At 67.7% G+C, this 15,621-nt stretch carries 15 protein-coding genes; 13 read left to right on the top strand and 2 right to left on the bottom strand.

The genetic code is table 11. The annotated features are described in order from the left end of the window. Together LK996_RS06415 and LK996_RS06410 are read right to left on the bottom strand one after the other, a co-directional pair. On the bottom strand, nucleotides 1-663 hold the full coding sequence (locus tag LK996_RS06415; protein ID WP_230526293.1) for a response regulator transcription factor: 663 nt from the start codon (nucleotides 661-663) through the stop codon (nucleotides 1-3). After that, nucleotides 660-1,829 (bottom strand): sensor histidine kinase, encoded by a 1,170-nt coding sequence (locus LK996_RS06410; RefSeq protein ID WP_230526292.1) that lies wholly within the window; start codon nucleotides 1,827-1,829, stop codon nucleotides 660-662. Before LK996_RS06410 ends, LK996_RS06415 begins: the two co-directional genes overlap by 4 nt. A gap of 210 nt (nucleotides 1,830-2,039) precedes the next feature. Here LK996_RS06410 and LK996_RS06405 point away from each other — a divergent pair, with 210 nt between their 5' ends. The 13 genes from LK996_RS06405 (at nucleotide 2,040) to LK996_RS06345 (ending at nucleotide 15,610) form a co-directional block, all read left to right on the top strand. Then, nucleotides 2,040-2,606 carry a DUF3302 domain-containing protein gene (locus LK996_RS06405; protein ID WP_230526291.1) on the top strand — a complete coding sequence of 189 codons (567 nt, stop codon included), beginning with the start codon at nucleotides 2,040-2,042 and terminating at the stop codon, nucleotides 2,604-2,606. Further along, complete coding sequence (locus tag LK996_RS06400) at nucleotides 2,606-3,787, top strand: HlyD family secretion protein (RefSeq protein ID WP_230526290.1); 1,182 nt, start codon at nucleotides 2,606-2,608, stop codon at nucleotides 3,785-3,787. Before LK996_RS06405 ends, LK996_RS06400 begins: the two co-directional genes overlap by 1 nt. Nucleotides 3,788-3,797: 10 nt before the next feature. After that, nucleotides 3,798-5,228 (top strand): efflux transporter outer membrane subunit, encoded by a 1,431-nt coding sequence (locus LK996_RS06395; protein ID WP_230526289.1) that lies wholly within the window; start codon nucleotides 3,798-3,800, stop codon nucleotides 5,226-5,228. After that, nucleotides 5,225-6,301, top strand: a complete 1,077-nt coding sequence (cax, locus tag LK996_RS06390) for a calcium/proton exchanger (protein WP_230526288.1) — start codon at nucleotides 5,225-5,227, stop codon at nucleotides 6,299-6,301. Before LK996_RS06395 ends, cax begins: the two co-directional genes overlap by 4 nt. A gap of 3 nt (nucleotides 6,302-6,304) precedes the next feature. Further along, nucleotides 6,305-6,988, top strand: a complete 684-nt coding sequence (locus tag LK996_RS06385) for a potassium channel family protein (RefSeq protein ID WP_230526287.1) — start codon at nucleotides 6,305-6,307, stop codon at nucleotides 6,986-6,988. Between the two features lie 125 nt (nucleotides 6,989-7,113). Further along, nucleotides 7,114-7,941: a hypothetical protein gene (locus LK996_RS06380; protein WP_230526286.1), complete on the top strand. Its 828-nt coding sequence runs from the start codon at nucleotides 7,114-7,116 to the stop codon at nucleotides 7,939-7,941. 94 nt (nucleotides 7,942-8,035) lie between these two features. Then, the gene (locus LK996_RS06375; RefSeq protein WP_230526285.1) at nucleotides 8,036-8,269 is read left to right on the top strand and encodes a hypothetical protein; all 234 of its coding nucleotides are present in this window, start codon (nucleotides 8,036-8,038) and stop codon (nucleotides 8,267-8,269) included. A 74-nt stretch (nucleotides 8,270-8,343) separates the two neighbouring features. Then, the gene (gene hemN / locus LK996_RS06370; RefSeq protein ID WP_230526284.1) at nucleotides 8,344-9,747 is read left to right on the top strand and encodes an oxygen-independent coproporphyrinogen III oxidase; all 1,404 of its coding nucleotides are present in this window, start codon (nucleotides 8,344-8,346) and stop codon (nucleotides 9,745-9,747) included. A 22-nt stretch (nucleotides 9,748-9,769) separates the two neighbouring features. After that, nucleotides 9,770-10,522, top strand: coding sequence for a helix-turn-helix domain-containing protein (locus LK996_RS06365; RefSeq protein WP_230526283.1), 753 nt, complete (start codon nucleotides 9,770-9,772; stop codon nucleotides 10,520-10,522). A gap of 98 nt (nucleotides 10,523-10,620) precedes the next feature. Further along, nucleotides 10,621-12,933 (top strand): nitric-oxide reductase large subunit, encoded by a 2,313-nt coding sequence (locus LK996_RS06360; protein WP_230526282.1) that lies wholly within the window; start codon nucleotides 10,621-10,623, stop codon nucleotides 12,931-12,933. Next, complete coding sequence (locus tag LK996_RS06355; protein WP_230526281.1) at nucleotides 12,933-14,129, top strand: NnrS family protein; 1,197 nt, start codon at nucleotides 12,933-12,935, stop codon at nucleotides 14,127-14,129. Before LK996_RS06360 ends, LK996_RS06355 begins: the two co-directional genes overlap by 1 nt. A 15-nt stretch (nucleotides 14,130-14,144) precedes the next feature. Next, complete coding sequence (locus LK996_RS06350) at nucleotides 14,145-14,549, top strand: SirB2 family protein (RefSeq protein ID WP_230526280.1); 405 nt, start codon at nucleotides 14,145-14,147, stop codon at nucleotides 14,547-14,549. Next, nucleotides 14,546-15,610 carry a PLP-dependent cysteine synthase family protein gene (locus LK996_RS06345; protein ID WP_230526279.1) on the top strand — a complete coding sequence of 355 codons (1,065 nt, stop codon included), beginning with the start codon at nucleotides 14,546-14,548 and terminating at the stop codon, nucleotides 15,608-15,610. Before LK996_RS06350 ends, LK996_RS06345 begins: the two co-directional genes overlap by 4 nt. Nucleotides 15,611-15,621 lie beyond the last annotated feature (11 nt).

Below are 15,621 nucleotides of genomic sequence, written 5' to 3'. Positions count from 1 at the left end.
TCAATTGGCCCTTGGCCCAACGGGCGGCGCGGAATCGCGTGCGCCCTGCGGCGCGATGTGCACGCGCGCGGTGAAGCGCACGAGGTCGGCGAGGGAGCGCACGCCGAGTTTGTGCATCACGTGGGCACGATGGACCTTCACGGTCTTCTCGACCACGCCGAGATCGCCGGCGATCTGCTTGTTGAGCTTGCCGGAGACCAGGAACGGCAGGATCTCGCGCTCGCGCGGCGTCAGTGCGTCCAGGCGCTCGTGGAGCGTGTGTTCTTCTTCGCTGCGCTCGCGCTGGCGCATGTCGAACTCGACGGCACGCTGCACGGCTTCGACCAGCGCATCGCCGTCGACCGGCTTGGTGAGGAAGTCGACCGCGCCGTCCTTCATCGCGCGCACGCATTCGGGGACTTCCGAGCATCCGGAGAGGAAGACGATCGGAACATCGATGCCGTTCGAATGGAGTGCGCGCTGGAGTTCGAGGCCGGTCTGTTCCGGCATCGCGACGTCGAGGACGAGGCAGCCAGGCGCGGACCGGTCGTAGCGCGCGAGGAACTCGTTCGCCGAGAGGTTCGTCTGCGTGCGGTAGCCCGCCGATGCGAGCAGGCGCGCCACGGCCTTGAGGACCTGCGGGTCGTTGTCGACAAGATGCACCAGCGGTTCGATCGCATTCATGGCGCCACCTCGGGGAGTTCGAAGGCGACGCGCGTGCCGCCTTCGGGCCGGTCTTCCGCCCACACGTGTCCGCCGTGCGCTTCCACGATCGTGCGGCACACCGCCAGGCCCATGCCCATGCCATTGGGCTTGGTGGTTTCGAAGGGTTCGAACATCCTGTGGCGGATTTCCGGCGCGATGCCGCGGCCGAAATCCAGCACGTCCACCCGCGCGCCGTGCGCGGTCGCTGCGGTGCGCACGCACAGCGTGCGCGGCGTCGTCGCCCCTTCCATCGCGTCGGCGCCGTTCATCACGAGATTGAGCAGCACCTGCTGCAGCTGGATGCGATCGCCGAGCACGTGCGGCACGTCGCCGGCGAGTTCGAGCTGCACGTCGACGTTGCGCTGCTGCAGGTCGCCGCGCACCAGGTGCAACGCATCGAGCACCACGCCGTTCACGCCGAGCGGCACGTGTTCGACCTGTTCCTTGCGTAGCCACGTGCGCAGGCGCTGGATGACATCGCCCGCGCGGCGATCGTCGGCGACGATGTCGGCGAGGATGTCTTCGACTTCGGTCATCTCCGGCGGATCGAAGCGCAGCAGGCGTTGCGCCGCCTGCGCGTTGCTCAGGATCGCGGACAACGGCTGGTTGAGTTCGTGCGCGAGCGCGCCGGACAACTCGCCGAGCATCGCCACGCGCGAGAGGTGCGCGAGTTCGTCGCGTTGGCGCGCGGCGTCGCGCTGCATCCGCCAGCGTTCGGTCGCGTCGGCGGCGACGACGAGCCAGGCATCGCGCTCTTCGAGTGCGACGCGCTTGAAGGTGATGTCGATCGCTGCTTCGGTGCCGTCGCCGCGACGCGCGACGACTTCGTCGGTGCGGCCTTCGACGAATCCCTGGCGGCGGGCGGGAACGATGGATGCAAGCATCATGCCGTCGAGCGCGTCGTGGCCATAGCCGAACAGCCGCTCGACTTCGTGATTGGCGGCGACGATGCGATCGTCCCCATCGATCAGCAGGCCGGCGAACGGCGCCGCATCGAGCAGCGCGCGCATGTCGTTCCATGTAACGGTCTTCGCCGGCGACAGCAGCCGCCCGAACAGGCCGCGCGGGCGCGCGGCACCGAACGACGCCGCGTGCACGACGTTTCCATCGCGAGACTTCCCGTGACGGCCGCTTGGATGATCCATGGCGTGCGCCGATGCCCACCGGGGGAAGGCGGGCTTCATCCCCTACGCATGAAGCCTAACGCTGAGGTGCTGCGTGAAGGGACGCCGTTGGTCGGAACCGCCGAGCCAAAGGCACCCATCCCCAAGGGGCAATATCCGCACGTTCGGGGGCCGGCCTAGCATCCGAACCGTTCGTCGGTGATCGATCCGACGCACAGGCAGGAGAGGCCCGTGTCGGCGAGAACAACGCGTCGCTTGCTTTGTCTGCTCACCCTGGCGTGGATCGCGCCCGCGCATGCGTCGCTGCTCGAAGGCGATGCGCTCGACACGGCGGCCAACATCATCGCCTGGGTCGCCATCATCATCGTGCCGGTCGTGTTGATCGGCGTGTTCTGGTGGTTGCACATCATGCCGGAGAAGATCGCGGAGAAGCGCCGGCATCCGCAGTTGCCGGCGATCAAGGTCATCTGCCTGCTCTCGCTGTTCTTCGGCGGCATGTTGTGGCCGATCGCGTGGGTATGGGCGTACACCAAGCCCGTGCTGCACAAGATGGCGTACGGCACCGACATCGGCGAGGCGCACGGCCACGGCGGCGATGCGGTGTCGCTGGAACCCACGCCCGACGAAATCATGCACTCCGGGCCCGCGCAGCCCGCAGCACCCGTGCAGGCGCAGGCGCCCGCGCCCGCACCACGCGAAGACGTCGCCGAAATGCGCCGCAGGATCGCGTCGCTTGAAATGCAGCTCGCTGCGGCGAGCGCGCAGGCTTCCGGTCGCGGCCCGGGAGGAACGACCTGATGGAGATCATCCTCCTCCTCATCTACTCGGGCATCGTCTGGCTGATCTTCTTCAAGTTCAAGCTGCTGCCCTGGAACTTCATCAGCCAGATCATCGTGTTCACGCTGCCGATCTTCGGCCTGACCGCGTTGATCCTGTACCTCAACGTCGTCGCGCCGTCGTCGTCCGACGTGCGCGTGCTCAACTACGTCGTGCAGGTCACGCCGCGCGTCACCGGACGCGTGATCGAAGTGCCGATCGAACCCAATCGCCCGATCAAGAAGGGCCAGGTGCTGTTCCGCATCGACCCCGAGCCCTTCGAACAGAAGCTCGCCGAACTGGAAGGAAAACTGCCGGAGTTCTCCGCGAAGCTCGACAGCGCGGAGGCTTACCAGCGCCAGTTGGGCGATGAACTGAAGGCCGTGCGTTCGACGCGCAGCGCGCTGGAAGCCAAGCTCGAACTCGCCCGCAAGCGCGAAGGCCAGACGCGCGACCTGTCGGGTACCGGTGCGGGCACGAAGTTCGATTTCGAACAGGCGCAGACCGACGTCAAGAGCCTGCGCGCCGACCTCGCGCAAACGAGTGCGAACGTGTCGCAGGTGCAGCAGAAGCTGTCGGCGCGCACGAAGCAGGGCGAGTTGTCGGAAGTCGCGCAGGCGCGCGCCGCGCTGGAACAGCTCAAGGCGCAGATCGAATACGCGAAGTGGGAGCTCGACCAGACCGTGTTCCGCGCGCCCGCCGACGGCACCGTCGTGAACCTGCAGTTGCGTCCCGGTTCGTACGCGGCGCAGTTGCCGATGGTCCCGGTGATGTCGTTCGTCGAGAACGAGCAGTGGATCCTCGCGATGTATTCGCAGAACGAACTGCGCAACATCGAGCCTGGCAACGAAGCGGAGATCGCGCTGAAGACGTTCCCCAACCGCATCATCAAGGCGAAGGTCGATTCGATCGTGTGGTCGTCGGGCACGGGGCAGTTGCCGCTGTCCGGCACGGTGCCGCAGACCGGCGTCGCACCGATTCCGCCGGGACGCTTCGCGGTGCGCCTGAAGCCCGCGGGCCGCGACGAGAAGACCTTCATGCCGATGGGCGCGCAGGGCAACGGCGCGATCTACACGGAGAAGGGCCACATGGTCCACATCATCCGAAAGGTGATCCTGCGCGTGGGCACGAAGCTCGACGCGCTCGTGCTGAAGTTGCACTGAGGCCGCCACCATGTCGCGACGCCGCGCATCGTTCGGGCTCGGATTGGCGGCCACGCTGCTCGCCGGTTGCGCGACCGCGCCCGAACCGACGCCGGACGAGACGCGCGCCGACGCGCTGCAACACGTGCAGGTGCCGCAGGCGTGGGCGCGACAAGCCAGCACCGCGCCGGTGGAAGCAGGGTGGCTCGCGACCTTCGGCGATCCGCAACTCGATGCGCTCGTGATCGAAGCGCTCGCGCACAATCCGGACCTCGCGATGGCCGCCGCGCGGGTCGAGCAGGCGGAAGCACAGGTCGATCTCGCGGCCGCGCAACTGAAACCGGCGATCGGCATCCTCGGTCGCGCAGGGTCCAAGCCGGTGTCCGATCTCGTCGCGATGCTGAGCGGCGTGATGCTGCGCCTGGCATGGGAAATCGATCTGTGGGGGCGCCTGCGTTACCAGCGCAACGCGGCGATGGCGCAACGCGATGCGAGCAGCGCGGACTATCGCTTCGCGCGGCAATCGCTCGCGGCGTCGGTCGCGCGCGCGTGGTTCGTCGCTGCCGAAACCGCGCAGCAGGCGAAGCTCGCGAACATGATGGCAAGCGATGCGGAACGCCTCGTCGCGCTGAGCAACGATCGCATGCGCGTCGGCGCCGGCAGCGAAACCGACGTCATGACCGCGCGCGCGAGCCAGGCCAACTATCGCGACGCCGCGCAACAGGTCGAACTGGCGCATCGCAGCGCGTTGCGCGCGCTGGAGATCCTCGTCGGCCGGTATCCCGCCGCCGCGATCGAGTCGCGTGCGGATCTCGCGCCGTTCCCCGGCCCCGTGCCGGCGGGCATGCCGATGGATGCGCTCGATCGCAGGCCCGACCTGGTGGCGGCGCAAAGGCGCGTCGCTGCCGCGTTCGATCTCGTCGGCGCGGCGAAGGCATCGTTCTGGCCTGGCCTGACGTTGTCGGCCGGCTACGGTCGCGTGTCGCGCGAAGCCGCCAACCTGGCGCAAAGCACCGACCAGACCACCGCGAGCGCCAGCGCGACCGCGGTCGTGCCGCTGTATACGGGCGGCCAACTCACCGGAAACGTGCGCCTGCGCACCGCCGAGCAACGCGAAGCGGTCGCCAATTACGCGCGCCTCGTGTTGCAGGCGCTCAACGAAGTGGAATCCACGCTCGATGCGGAGACCACGCTCGCCACACGCGAGGAACTGCTGCGTATCTCCGCGGAAGACAGCCGCCGCGCCGCGGGTCTGACCGAGGAGTCGTACCGCGTCGGCAAGTCCGATCTGCGCGACGTCATGAACCGCCAGCTCGCCGCGAACGCCGCCGACGTCGCGTTGCTCGCCGTGCGCCGCGAGCGCCTCGTGCGCCGCGTCGACCTCCACCTGGCCCTCGGCGGCGACTTCGTCGCAGGCACGCAGGACGATGCGCAAGCCTCCGCGACGGAGTCGACCCGATGAAGTGGCTCCTCGTCTTCGCGCCGATCGCATTGCTGCTCGAACACTTCGCGCCTGATCGCACGCTGCTGATCTTCGCGACCGCCGCGATCTCGATCGTGCCGCTCGCGGCGATCATGGCGCAGGCCACGAGCGTGCTCGCGGAAAAACTCGGCCCAAGTGTCGGCGGCCTGCTCAACGCGACCTTCGGCAACGCCGCGGAGTTCATCATCTGCCTGGCCGCGCTGCGCGAAGGCCTGCACAAGATGGTGATGGCCTCGCTGGCCGGCGCGATCATCGGCAACATCCTGCTGGTCATGGGCATCGCCATGGTGATCGGCGGCAAGCGCTGGGGCGTGCAACGCTACGACGTCGCCATGTCGCGCTCGCTCGCCGCGATGCTCACCCTCTCGGTGATATCGATGATCATGCCCGCCGCGTATCGCGCGGTGGGGCCGGCCGAAGCCGCGGCGATCGATTCGGTGAGCGTGTGGATCGCGGTGGTGCTGCTCGCGATGTACGCGTGCAACGTGATCTACACGTTGCGCGCGCAGCCCGTCGCGAATGCGGCGCACGACGCGCCCGCGGCCCACGGCGGGCACGGCGGACACGACGTGCCCGCATGGTCGCCCGCGCGCGCCGCGCTCGTCCTCGGCACGGCGACGCTCGGCGTGGTGATCATGAGCGAGATCCTGGTCGCGGTGATCGAGCCGGCAACCGAATCGCTCGGCCTGTCGCCCGCGTTCTCCGGCGTGTTCGTGCTGGCGGTCCTCGGCGGCGCGGCCGAAGCGGTGAGCGCGATCCTCGCCGCGCGCAGCAACCAGATGGGGCTGGCGATGTCGATCGCGCAGGGCGCGAGCGTGCAGCTCGCGTTGCTCATCGCGCCGTTGCTGGTGTTGCTCAGTTACTTCGTCGGACCGGGACCGATGCCGCTGGTGTTCACGCCCGGCCTGGTCGTCAGCGTGCTGCTCGCGGTGATGATCACCAACGCGATCGCGGGCGACGGGCGCACCGACTGGTTCCGCGGCGCGCAGTTGCTCACCGTGTATCTCATCCTCGCCGCGGTGTTCTTCTACGCGCCCGGCGCGCCGGAATGACCCATGCCCGCGGCCTTCGCGAATGCGATGCAGTGGCTGGCGCGCAATCGGCAGGTGTTGCTGTTCGCGCTGCTGGTCGCGACGACCGCGCTCGGGCCGGTGCTCGCGGCGCTGCCGTCGGGGCGCGTCCTGCTCAACGTCTGCCTGGGCCTGACGCTGCTCGCGACCACGATCTCGCCGATGGAAGAGCGTGCGCGCGGGCGGGGCTTCATCATCTTCGTCATGCTGGCGATCGCGCTCGGGCTCGCGCCGTTGCGACAGCCGCTCGGCGTCACCGGTCCGCTCACGATGGTGGTGTGGTCGGTGATCGCGTTCATCGCCGCCGCGCGCGCGTTGCGCTACTCGGTATCGAGCCGACGCATCGACCTGCGTCACCTGCTCGCGGCGCTCAACGCCTACCTGCTGGTCGGCGTGTTCCTCGGCGCGCTATGGGTGGTGATGGAGGAACTGTCGCCCGGTTCGCTGCTGCAGGGCGGCCAGCCGATCCCCGACATGAGCCTGCCGGACGGCATCTACTTCAGCTTCGTGACCCTGGCGACGCTCGGCTACGGCGACATCACGCCGGTGACGCCGATCGCGCGCGGGCTCGCGGTGTTCGAGGCGGTCTTCGGCCAGCTCTATCTCGCGGTGATGGTCGCGCGGCTGGTCAGCCTGCGCATCGCCGAGGAGACCCGCGATGCCCAGTAGAGACCTGCGTTCACCTCCCACCCCTGTCCGGGCGATCACGGCGCCGACGTTGTGAGGTTTGAAAGGGGATGTTCCAGATCGACCATGCTTCCATCGACCGCATTCCGATCCGCCCAGGAGGCGTCATGAGGATCACCAGCATTTCCGCGCTCGGCCTTGCACTGCTCGCGGTCGTTGCACCGCAGCAGGCGCGCGCGGTCGAACCGCTCGACACCGCCAGCTTCCGCATCGGCGGCTACATCACGAGTTGGGATACCGAGGTGCGCGCCGACGGACAGACCGCGCGCGGCACCGACGTCGACCTCGAAAAGGACTTCGGCCTCGACGACAGTTCTACCATCGGCTACGTCGGCTTCACCTGGCGGCCGTGGGAAGCGCACGAGTTCGGCCTCACCTATTACCAGAACGATGCCGACGCCACGCGCCAGATCACGCGCGACATCACGTTCGAAGACACGACGTACCTGGCGAACAGCATCGTCAGCGTCGACGTGGGCATCGACGCGTACGAGGCGTATTACGTGTGGTGGGCCGCGCAGAAGGAAAACTGGGCGCTGGGCCCGCGCGTCGGCATGATCTGGTACCGCATGGACATCGCGATGGCGTTGCAGGTCGACGTGAACGGCAACCAGATCGGCGGCGGCTTCCGCGAAGAAGCGAACGCGGACCTGCCGTCGCTCACGATCGGCGGCGCGTGGCGGTGGACGCCCGCAGGTTCCGACGACTGGCGCATCGGCGCGGACCTCGGCTACTTCAAGGCGAACATCAACGACATCGACGCGGACGTGACCTTCGGTCGCATCGGCGTCGAATGGTTCCCGTGGGAGCGTTCGGGCATCACGCTCGACTACACGCTCAGCAAGATTTCCGCCGACGCAGACAAGTCCGACTTCGTCGGCAACCTCGACTTCATCGACAGCGGCCTGAAGCTGGGCTACATCTATCGCTGGTGATCCCGCCGGACGCGACAGCGATCACTTGATCCAGGTCAGCGCGCGCACGCCGCGCGCTGGCCACGATGGCGCCACCCTCATCGGAGCCATCGCCATGCAATACCTCGTTCTCGCCGCCGTGGGCGGCCTTGCCGAACCCGTGTCCGATCGCCTCTGGTCGATGGACCCCGCCGCGCTCGTCGACGTCGACACCGACGGCCGCCTGCGCATCTCGACCGTGTTGCCCGACGCCGAAGTGCTGCTTGCGCTCGGCCTGGCCGGCGCGTGCGTGGCGCCGCAGGACCTGGAGCGGCAGCCGTCGGACTGCTGCGGCGGTTGCGGCGGATGAACGGTTGCGAGGTCGCACGGTACGTTTGATTTCGATCAAGGCGCGCCGTTCGACCCCGCCCCACGATGCGATCCATGGACATCGCCCCGACCGCCTCCTGCGACACCGACCTGCTGCGTCGTTACGACGTGCCGGGCCCGCGCTACACGTCGTATCCGACCGCGCCGCACTTCCATAACGGTTTCGGCGAACGCGAGTTCCGCGACGCCGCGGCCGCGAGCAACGGCGATCCGATCCCGCGCCGCCTGTCGCTCTACGTGCACGTGCCGTTCTGCGAAAGCCCGTGCTTCTACTGCGGCTGCAATCGCATCATCACGCGCGACAAGGCGCGCGGCGAAGCCTATCTCGCGCGCCTGTTCCGCGAGATCGGCCTGGCCTCGCAACTGTTCGACCGCGACCGCGAAGTGATCCAGCTCCATTTCGGCGGCGGCACGCCGAACTTCCTGTCGCCAGCGCAATTGCGCGAAGTGGTCGACACGGTGCGCGGCACGTTCCGCCTGGCCGATTCGTCCGAGCGCGACCTGTCGATCGAACTCGACCCGCGCCACGTGTCGCCCGCCGACATCGCCGAACTCGCCGACATCGGTTTCAACCGCGCGAGCCTCGGCGTGCAGGACTTCAATCCCGAGGTGCAGCGCGCGGTGAATCGCGAGCAGAGCGTCGAGGAGACGCGCGCGGTGATCGAAGCGTGCCGCGAACACGGCTTCCGTTCGGTCAACGTCGATCTGATCTACGGCTTGCCGAAGCAGACGCTCGAAGGCTTCTCCGAAACGCTAGACATCGTCGCCGACATGCGCCCGGACCGCGTCGCCGTCTACGGCTACGCGCACATGCCGACGTTGTTCAAGGCGCAGGGCCGCATCCACGCACAGGACCTGCCCGACGCGGAAACGCGCCTGGCCTTGCTGCAACTCGCGATCCGCAAGCTGACCGATGCCGGATACCTGTACATCGGCATGGATCACTTCGCGCTGCCCGACGACGAACTCGCGACCTCGCAGGCGCGCGGCGGCCTGCATCGCAACTTCATGGGCTACACGACGCACGCCGACAGCGATCTCGTCGGCCTCGGCGTCAGCGCGATCAGCCACGTCGGCGACACCTACAGCCAGAACCCGCGCGATCTCGCGAGCTGGCAGGCCGCGCTCGACGAAGGCCGCCTGCCGGTGTTCCGCGGCATGCGCCTGAGCGAAGACGACCAGCTGCGCGCCGACCTCATCCAGGCGCTGATGTGCCACGGAACGATCCCGATCGACGCGCTCGAGCGCCGCTACGCCATCGATTTCTGCGACTACTTCGCCGATGCGCTGCACAAACTGGCGCCCCTCGCGCAGGACGGCCTGGTGCGCGTGGACCGCCACCGGATCGTCGCGACTTCGCGCGGCCGCCTGCTTCTGCGTAACATCGCGATGTGCTTCGACCGATACCTCGACTCGCCGACCGCCGTGGCCACGCCGCGCTTCTCGCGCGCGATCTGACGACGTGCCCGGAAGTTGCGCCATGAAGCCGGTCGCCTTCCCGCGGACCGACGCCAGCATCCTCGCGGACGACGGGGACAGGCTGCATTTCTGCTCGACCTGCGCGTTCTCGCAGGCGTGCCTCGATCAGGGCATGGACAAGAGCGCGCTGATGGACCTGCACGTGCTCGTCGAACACGTCGGCCCGCTGCACGAAGGCGACCACGTGTTCCGCGAGGGCGACCACTTCGACGCGATCGCCGCGGTGCGCGCCGGCACGGTGAAGACCTACGTCGTCGATCGCGACGGCCGCGAGCATGTGCTGGGCTTTCATTTGCCGGGCGAAGTCATCGGCCTGGATGCGATCGACGGCGAGCATTACCCGTGCAACGCCGTCGCGCTCGACACGGTGATGCTGTGCCGCTTCTCGTTCCCGAAAATCTCGGTGCTCGCGGCGCAGGTGCCGGGGTTGCAGAAGCATTTGTTCCGCCTGTTGAGCCGCGACATCGGGCGCGCTGCGTTGCTCGCCGGCGACTGGTCGGCGGACCAGCGCATGGCCGCGTTCCTCATCGGCTTGTCTCGACGACTGGCCGCGCGGGGTTTCTCGCCGAATCGCTTCCAGCTCACGATGCCGCGCACCGACATCGCGAACTACCTGCGCCTGGCGCCCGAGACCGTGAGTCGCGTGCTGAAGCGTTTCCAGACCGACGGTCTCGTGCGCGTGGAGCGCCGCGACCTCGAGATCGCCGACCGCGACGGCCTCGAAACGCTCGCCGCGCCGATCCTGCGCTCCTGAAACGCCCCCCGACTTGATCGGGGTCAAGGCGGCCCCGAGGCCGCAGGCGGAGCATCTGTTGCGAATCCGGGGAGTGTCCCCGGCGTAAGGGCAGGGTCATGAGCAGCACCCGCAAGTTGTGGTTGGGGCTGGCCGCATTGCTCGTCGTTTCGTTCGGGGTGTTGTTGTGGGCGGGCGGGGAAATCTTCCGCGCGGCGCCACCCATGCCCGAACGCGTGACGAGCGAAAGCGGACAGGTGGTCTACACGCGCGCCGACATCGAAAAGGGCCGACAGGTCTGGCAGTCGATGGGCGGCATGCAACTCGGCTCCATCTGGGGCCACGGTGGTTACGTCGCACCGGACTGGAGCGCCGACTGGCTCCATCGCGAAGCGGTGCAGATGCTCGATGCGTGGGCGCGCGAAGAAGACGCGCCGTCGTTCGCCGCACTGCCGGCGGAACGCCAGGCGGCGTTGAAGGGCCGCCTGCAGGAGGCGATGCGCACCAACACGTACGACGCCGCGACCGGCACCATCGTGTTGTCTGACGCACGCGTGCGTGCGCTGTCGAATGTCGCCGCGCACTACGAGAGCCTGTTCGGCAACGATCCGGCGACCGCGGAACTGCGCGAAGCCTACGCGATGAAGAACAACACGGTGCCCGATGCCGCGCATCGCCGTGCGCTCACCGGGTTCTTCTGGTGGACCGCGTGGGCCGCCGGCACCGAACGCCCGGATGACGCGGCCGCACCAGCGAACGGCGCACCCGTCGCGAAACAAGTCACGTACACCAACAACTGGCCGAGCGAACCGCTCGTCGGCAACACGCCCGCGCCGTCGTTGTGGGTGTGGTCGGCTTTCAGCGTGCTGTTCCTGATCGCCGGCATCGGCCTGCTCGGCTGGTTCCATGCGCGCACGCATGCGGCCGGTGAAGAGCCGCACACGATTCCGAAATCCGATCCGATGGCGACGCTGCGCATCACGCCGTCGATGCGCGCGACCGCGAAGTACTTCTGGGTCGTGCTCGCGTTGTTCCTCGTGCAGATCCTGCTCGGCGCGATGACCGCGCACTACCAGGTCGAAGGCCAGCAGGCCTACGGCTTCATGCTCGCCGACGTGTTGCCGTACTCGATCACGCGCACGTGGCACACCCAACTGGCCGTGTTGTGGATCGCGGTCGCGTGGCTCGGCACGGGGTTGTACATCGCACCGGCGATGTCGGGGCATGAGCCGAAGTTCCAGCGATTCGGCGTCAACTTCCTGTGGGTGTGTTTGCTGATCATCGTGGTCGGCGCGTTCGCGGGCCAATGGCTCGCGGTGATGCAGAAGCTCGGCCTCGCGAACAACTTCTGGTGGGGCCACCAGGGTTGGGAATACGCGGACATGGGGCGCTTCTGGCAGTGGTTCCTGTTCGTCGGCCTGCTGGTGTGGCTGACGCTGGTCGGCCGCGCGCTGTGGCCGGTGTTGCGGGGCCCTGCGACCGACACCAAGTCGATCGTCGGCCTGCTGTTCCTGTCGACGGTGTGCATCGGCCTGTTCTTCGCCGCCGCGCTGATGTGGGGCGAGCACACGCACATCTCCGAAGTGGAGTACTGGCGCTGGTGGCTCGTGCACCTGTGGGTCGAAGGCTTCTTCGAAGTGTTCGCCACCGCGGTGATGGCGTTGATCTTCACGAAGCTCGGCTTGATCCCGGCGAAGTCGGCGACGGTGGCGGTGCTGTTCGCGACCATCATCTTCATGTCGGGCGGCGTGCTCGGCACGCTGCACCACCTCTACTTCGTCGGCACGCCGACCGCGGTCGTGGCGCTGGGTGCGAGCTTCAGCGCGCTGGAAGTGGTGCCGCTGGCCTACATCGGCTTCGAGGCGTACCACACGTACAAGCTCGGCAAGTCGACGCCGTGGATGGCGCGCTACAAGTGGCCGATCCTGTTCTTCATCGCGGTGTCGTTCTGGAACCTGGTGGGCGCGGGCCTGTTCGGCTTCCTGATCAACCCGCCGCTGTCGCTGTACTTCATGCAGGGCCTGAATCTGACGCCGCTCCATGGACACACCGCGCTGTTCGGCGTGTACGGGATGCTGGGCATCGCGCTGGTGCTGTTCTGCCTGCGCGGGCTGCGCGGCCAGATGCATTGGGATGTGCGACCGCTCAAGGTCGCCTTCTGGTGCTTCAACATCGGCCTGTCGATGATGGCGGTGTTCACGTTGTTGCCGCTCGGCACGATGCAATTGCTCGCGGCGATCGAACACGGTTACGCGTACGCGCGCTCCGCCGAGTTCATGCAGCGGCCGATCATCGACATGCTCGTGTGGATGCGCGTGCCGGGCGACGTGATCTTCAGCGTCGGTGCGGTGGCACTCGCCTGGTTCGTGATGCGATTGTGGATCGCGCCCAAGCGTGAACTCGCACCGGGTGCGACGGAGGCGGAAGGCTGATGCGACACGTGCTGCAAGCCCCGCACCGGGTGATGTTCTTCATCGGTGCGGGGAACGTGCTCCTCGCGATGGCCTGGTGGGCCGCGTGGCTGGTTTCGGCGCGCTGGCCCGGCGTCCTGCATCTCGAGCAACCCTCGCAGTACGCCGGGTGGTTGCACGCGATCGTCATGCAGTACCAGGTGCTCGCGAGTTTCGTGTTCGGGTTCCTGCTGACGACGTTCCCGAAGTGGATGGGATTGCCGGAATTGCGGCGCGCGCGTTACCTGCCCGTCGGCATCGGGGTGTTCGGCGGGCAGATCTGCACGTTGCTCGGCGCGCTCGGTTGGTCGAAGGGCATCGAAGTCGGCCTCGTGCTGACGATCAGCGGCTGGGCTTGGGGCGTGGGGACGCTCGCGTGGCTCGTCGTGAGCGAAAAGGGTGCGACGTGGCACGCGCGTTCGTGCCTCGCGGCGTTGGTGCTCGGGTTGATTGGGTTGTTCGCGTGGGCGGTGTTCGTCGCCGGTGGTTCGGCGATGTGGGCGTTCGTTGCGATCAAGCTCGGCACGTTCGGCTTCCTGTTGCCGGTGTACCTCACCGTTGCGCATCGCATGTTCCCGTTCTTCGCGGGCAACACGGTGCCGGGCTACAAGCCGTGGCGGCCGATGTGGGTGCTCGGCGCGGGCTTCGCGTTGTTGCTGCTGCATCTCGCTTTCGAGCTCGTGCATGCGTACGCCTGGGCGTGGGTCGCGGACCTGCCGTTGTTCGCATTGACCGCCTACCTGTGCTGGCGCTGGTGGCCGCGCGGCAAGGCGCCCGGGCTGCTGATGGTGTTGTTCGTCGGCTTCGCGTGGTTGCCGGTGACGTTCGCGCTGTACCTGGTGCAGAGCATCGCGTACCTGCAGACCGGCGTGTACATGCTGGGCCGCGGGCCCGCGCATGCGTTGTTCGTCGGGTTCTTCGGCAGCGTGCTGGTGGCGATGGTCACGCGCGTCACGCAGGGGCATTCGGGCCGGCCGCTGGTGATGCCGGCGGTCGCGTGGTTCGCGTTCGTCGCGGTGCAATTCGTCGCGGTCGTACGCGTCGCGGCGGAGTTCGCGGGCGATCCGATGCGCTGGCAGGTGATCGCGGCGATCGGGTGGCTGGTCGCGTTCACGCCGTGGGTCGCGCGCATCGGGCGCATCTATCTCTCGCCGCGCATCGACGGAAAGCCGGGCTGATGATCGCGTGATGCCATGAACGACTATTACCTCCAGATCAAGGCGTTCCACATCATGGTCGCGCTCATGAGCGGCGGGCTGTTCGCGCTGCGCGGCAGCTTCGCGCTCGCCGGCGCGCAATGGCCCAACGCCGCGCCCGTGCGCTGGACCAGCTACGCGATCGACACCGCGCTGCTCACCGCCGCGTTGATGCTGCTCACGATCCTGCCGGGCGCGATGTTCGCAAACGGATGGTTGGCGGTGAAGTTGTCGCTGCTCGTCGGTTACGTCGTGCTCGGCGTGTACGCGTTGCGGCGCGCGAAGACGAAGCGGGCGCGCGTGCTGTCGTTCCTCGGTGCGTTGCTGCTCTTCGCGTCGATTTACGCGACCGCGCGCTCGCACGAGCCGCTCGGCTTCGTGCGCTGGTGGTTCGCGCAATGACGGACCCGCTGATCGTCGCCGACCGCGGCTGGATCCGCGATGCGATCGGCCAGTTGCGCCGCGAGGCCAACCGGTCCGCCGACACGCACCTGCTGCGCCTGGACCTGCCGCAGTTCCCGGGCATCCCGTTCTACTTCAAGGACGAGGCGGCGCATCCGACCGGCAGCCTGAAGCATCGCCTGGCGCGTTCGCTGTTCCTGTATGCGCTGTGCAACGGACGCCTGCGCGAGCGGCAGACAGTCGTCGATGCGTCGTCGGGCAGCACCGCGATTTCCGAAGCGTGGTTCGCGCGCATGCTCGGACTGCCGTTCATCGCGGTGATGCCGGCCAGCACCGCACCGCGCAAGATCGCCGACGTGCAGGCGCTCGGGGGGCGCTGCGATCTGGTCGACGATCCGCCCGACGTGCATGCGCGCGCTGCGTGGCATGCGTCGAACGGCGCCTGCCACCTCGATCAGTTCGGCCTCGCCGAACGCGCGACCGACTGGCGCGGCAACAACAACATCGCCGAATCGATCCTGCGCCAGATGGCGATGGAACCGATGCCCGAACCGACGTGGATCGTCTGCGGCGCGGGCACCGGCGGCACGTCCGCAACGATCGGACGCTACCTGCGCTACCAGGGCCTCGCGACGCGGCTGTGCGTCGCCGAACCCACCGGTGGTGCGTTCGCGCAAGGGTGGCGCACACGCGACGTCGCAGCCGTCGCCACGCGCGCCACCGTCATCGAAGGCATCGGTCGCCCGCGCGTGGAGCCGGGCTTCCTCTTCGACGTGGTCGAGGACGTGGTCGAAGTGGACGACGAACGTTCGATCGCGTGCGCGTGGTGGCTCGAACGCTGGCTCGGCCGGCGTTACGGCGGTTCGTCGGGCACCAACCTCGCCGCCTGCCTGCATCTCGCGTCGCGCATGAAGATGCGCGGCGAGCACGGCAGCATCGTCAGCCTGTTGTGCGATCGTGGGGAGCGATACGCGCAGACGCTGTTCGATCCGGCGTGGTTGCGTGCCCGCGAACTCGCGCCGGAATCGTTGCAGGAGACGTTGCCGCCGGTGCCGTGCTGATCGCGCATGCG

Source organism: Noviluteimonas lactosilytica, assembly GCF_020866925.1.
In the GTDB taxonomy this organism is placed as follows: Bacteria; Pseudomonadota; Gammaproteobacteria; order Xanthomonadales; family Xanthomonadaceae; genus Noviluteimonas; species Noviluteimonas lactosilytica.
Note: the sequence above shows the minus strand (reverse complement) of the source record. Positions and strands in the feature narration are given on the sequence as shown.

Coding starts and splice junctions, on each gene's coding strand:
- LK996_RS06395 (WP_230526289.1), top strand. CDS start 3,798: ATGTCGCGACGCCGCGCATCGTTCGGGCTCGGATTGGCGGCCACGCTG.
- LK996_RS06355 (WP_230526281.1), top strand. CDS start 12,933: ATGCGACACGTGCTGCAAGCCCCGCACCGGGTGATGTTCTTCATCGGT.
- LK996_RS06365 (WP_230526283.1), top strand. CDS start 9,770: ATGAAGCCGGTCGCCTTCCCGCGGACCGACGCCAGCATCCTCGCGGAC.
- LK996_RS06350 (WP_230526280.1), top strand. CDS start 14,145: ATGAACGACTATTACCTCCAGATCAAGGCGTTCCACATCATGGTCGCG.
- LK996_RS06380 (WP_230526286.1), top strand. CDS start 7,114: ATGAGGATCACCAGCATTTCCGCGCTCGGCCTTGCACTGCTCGCGGTC.
- LK996_RS06375 (WP_230526285.1), top strand. CDS start 8,036: ATGCAATACCTCGTTCTCGCCGCCGTGGGCGGCCTTGCCGAACCCGTG.
- LK996_RS06360 (WP_230526282.1), top strand. CDS start 10,621: ATGAGCAGCACCCGCAAGTTGTGGTTGGGGCTGGCCGCATTGCTCGTC.
- LK996_RS06385 (WP_230526287.1), top strand. CDS start 6,305: ATGCCCGCGGCCTTCGCGAATGCGATGCAGTGGCTGGCGCGCAATCGG.
- hemN (WP_230526284.1), top strand. CDS start 8,344: ATGGACATCGCCCCGACCGCCTCCTGCGACACCGACCTGCTGCGTCGT.
- LK996_RS06345 (WP_230526279.1), top strand. CDS start 14,546: ATGACGGACCCGCTGATCGTCGCCGACCGCGGCTGGATCCGCGATGCG.
- LK996_RS06415 (WP_230526293.1), bottom strand. CDS start 663: ATGAATGCGATCGAACCGCTGGTGCATCTTGTCGACAACGACCCGCAG.
- cax (WP_230526288.1), top strand. CDS start 5,225: ATGAAGTGGCTCCTCGTCTTCGCGCCGATCGCATTGCTGCTCGAACAC.
- LK996_RS06410 (WP_230526292.1), bottom strand. CDS start 1,829: ATGGATCATCCAAGCGGCCGTCACGGGAAGTCTCGCGATGGAAACGTC.
- LK996_RS06400 (WP_230526290.1), top strand. CDS start 2,606: ATGGAGATCATCCTCCTCCTCATCTACTCGGGCATCGTCTGGCTGATC.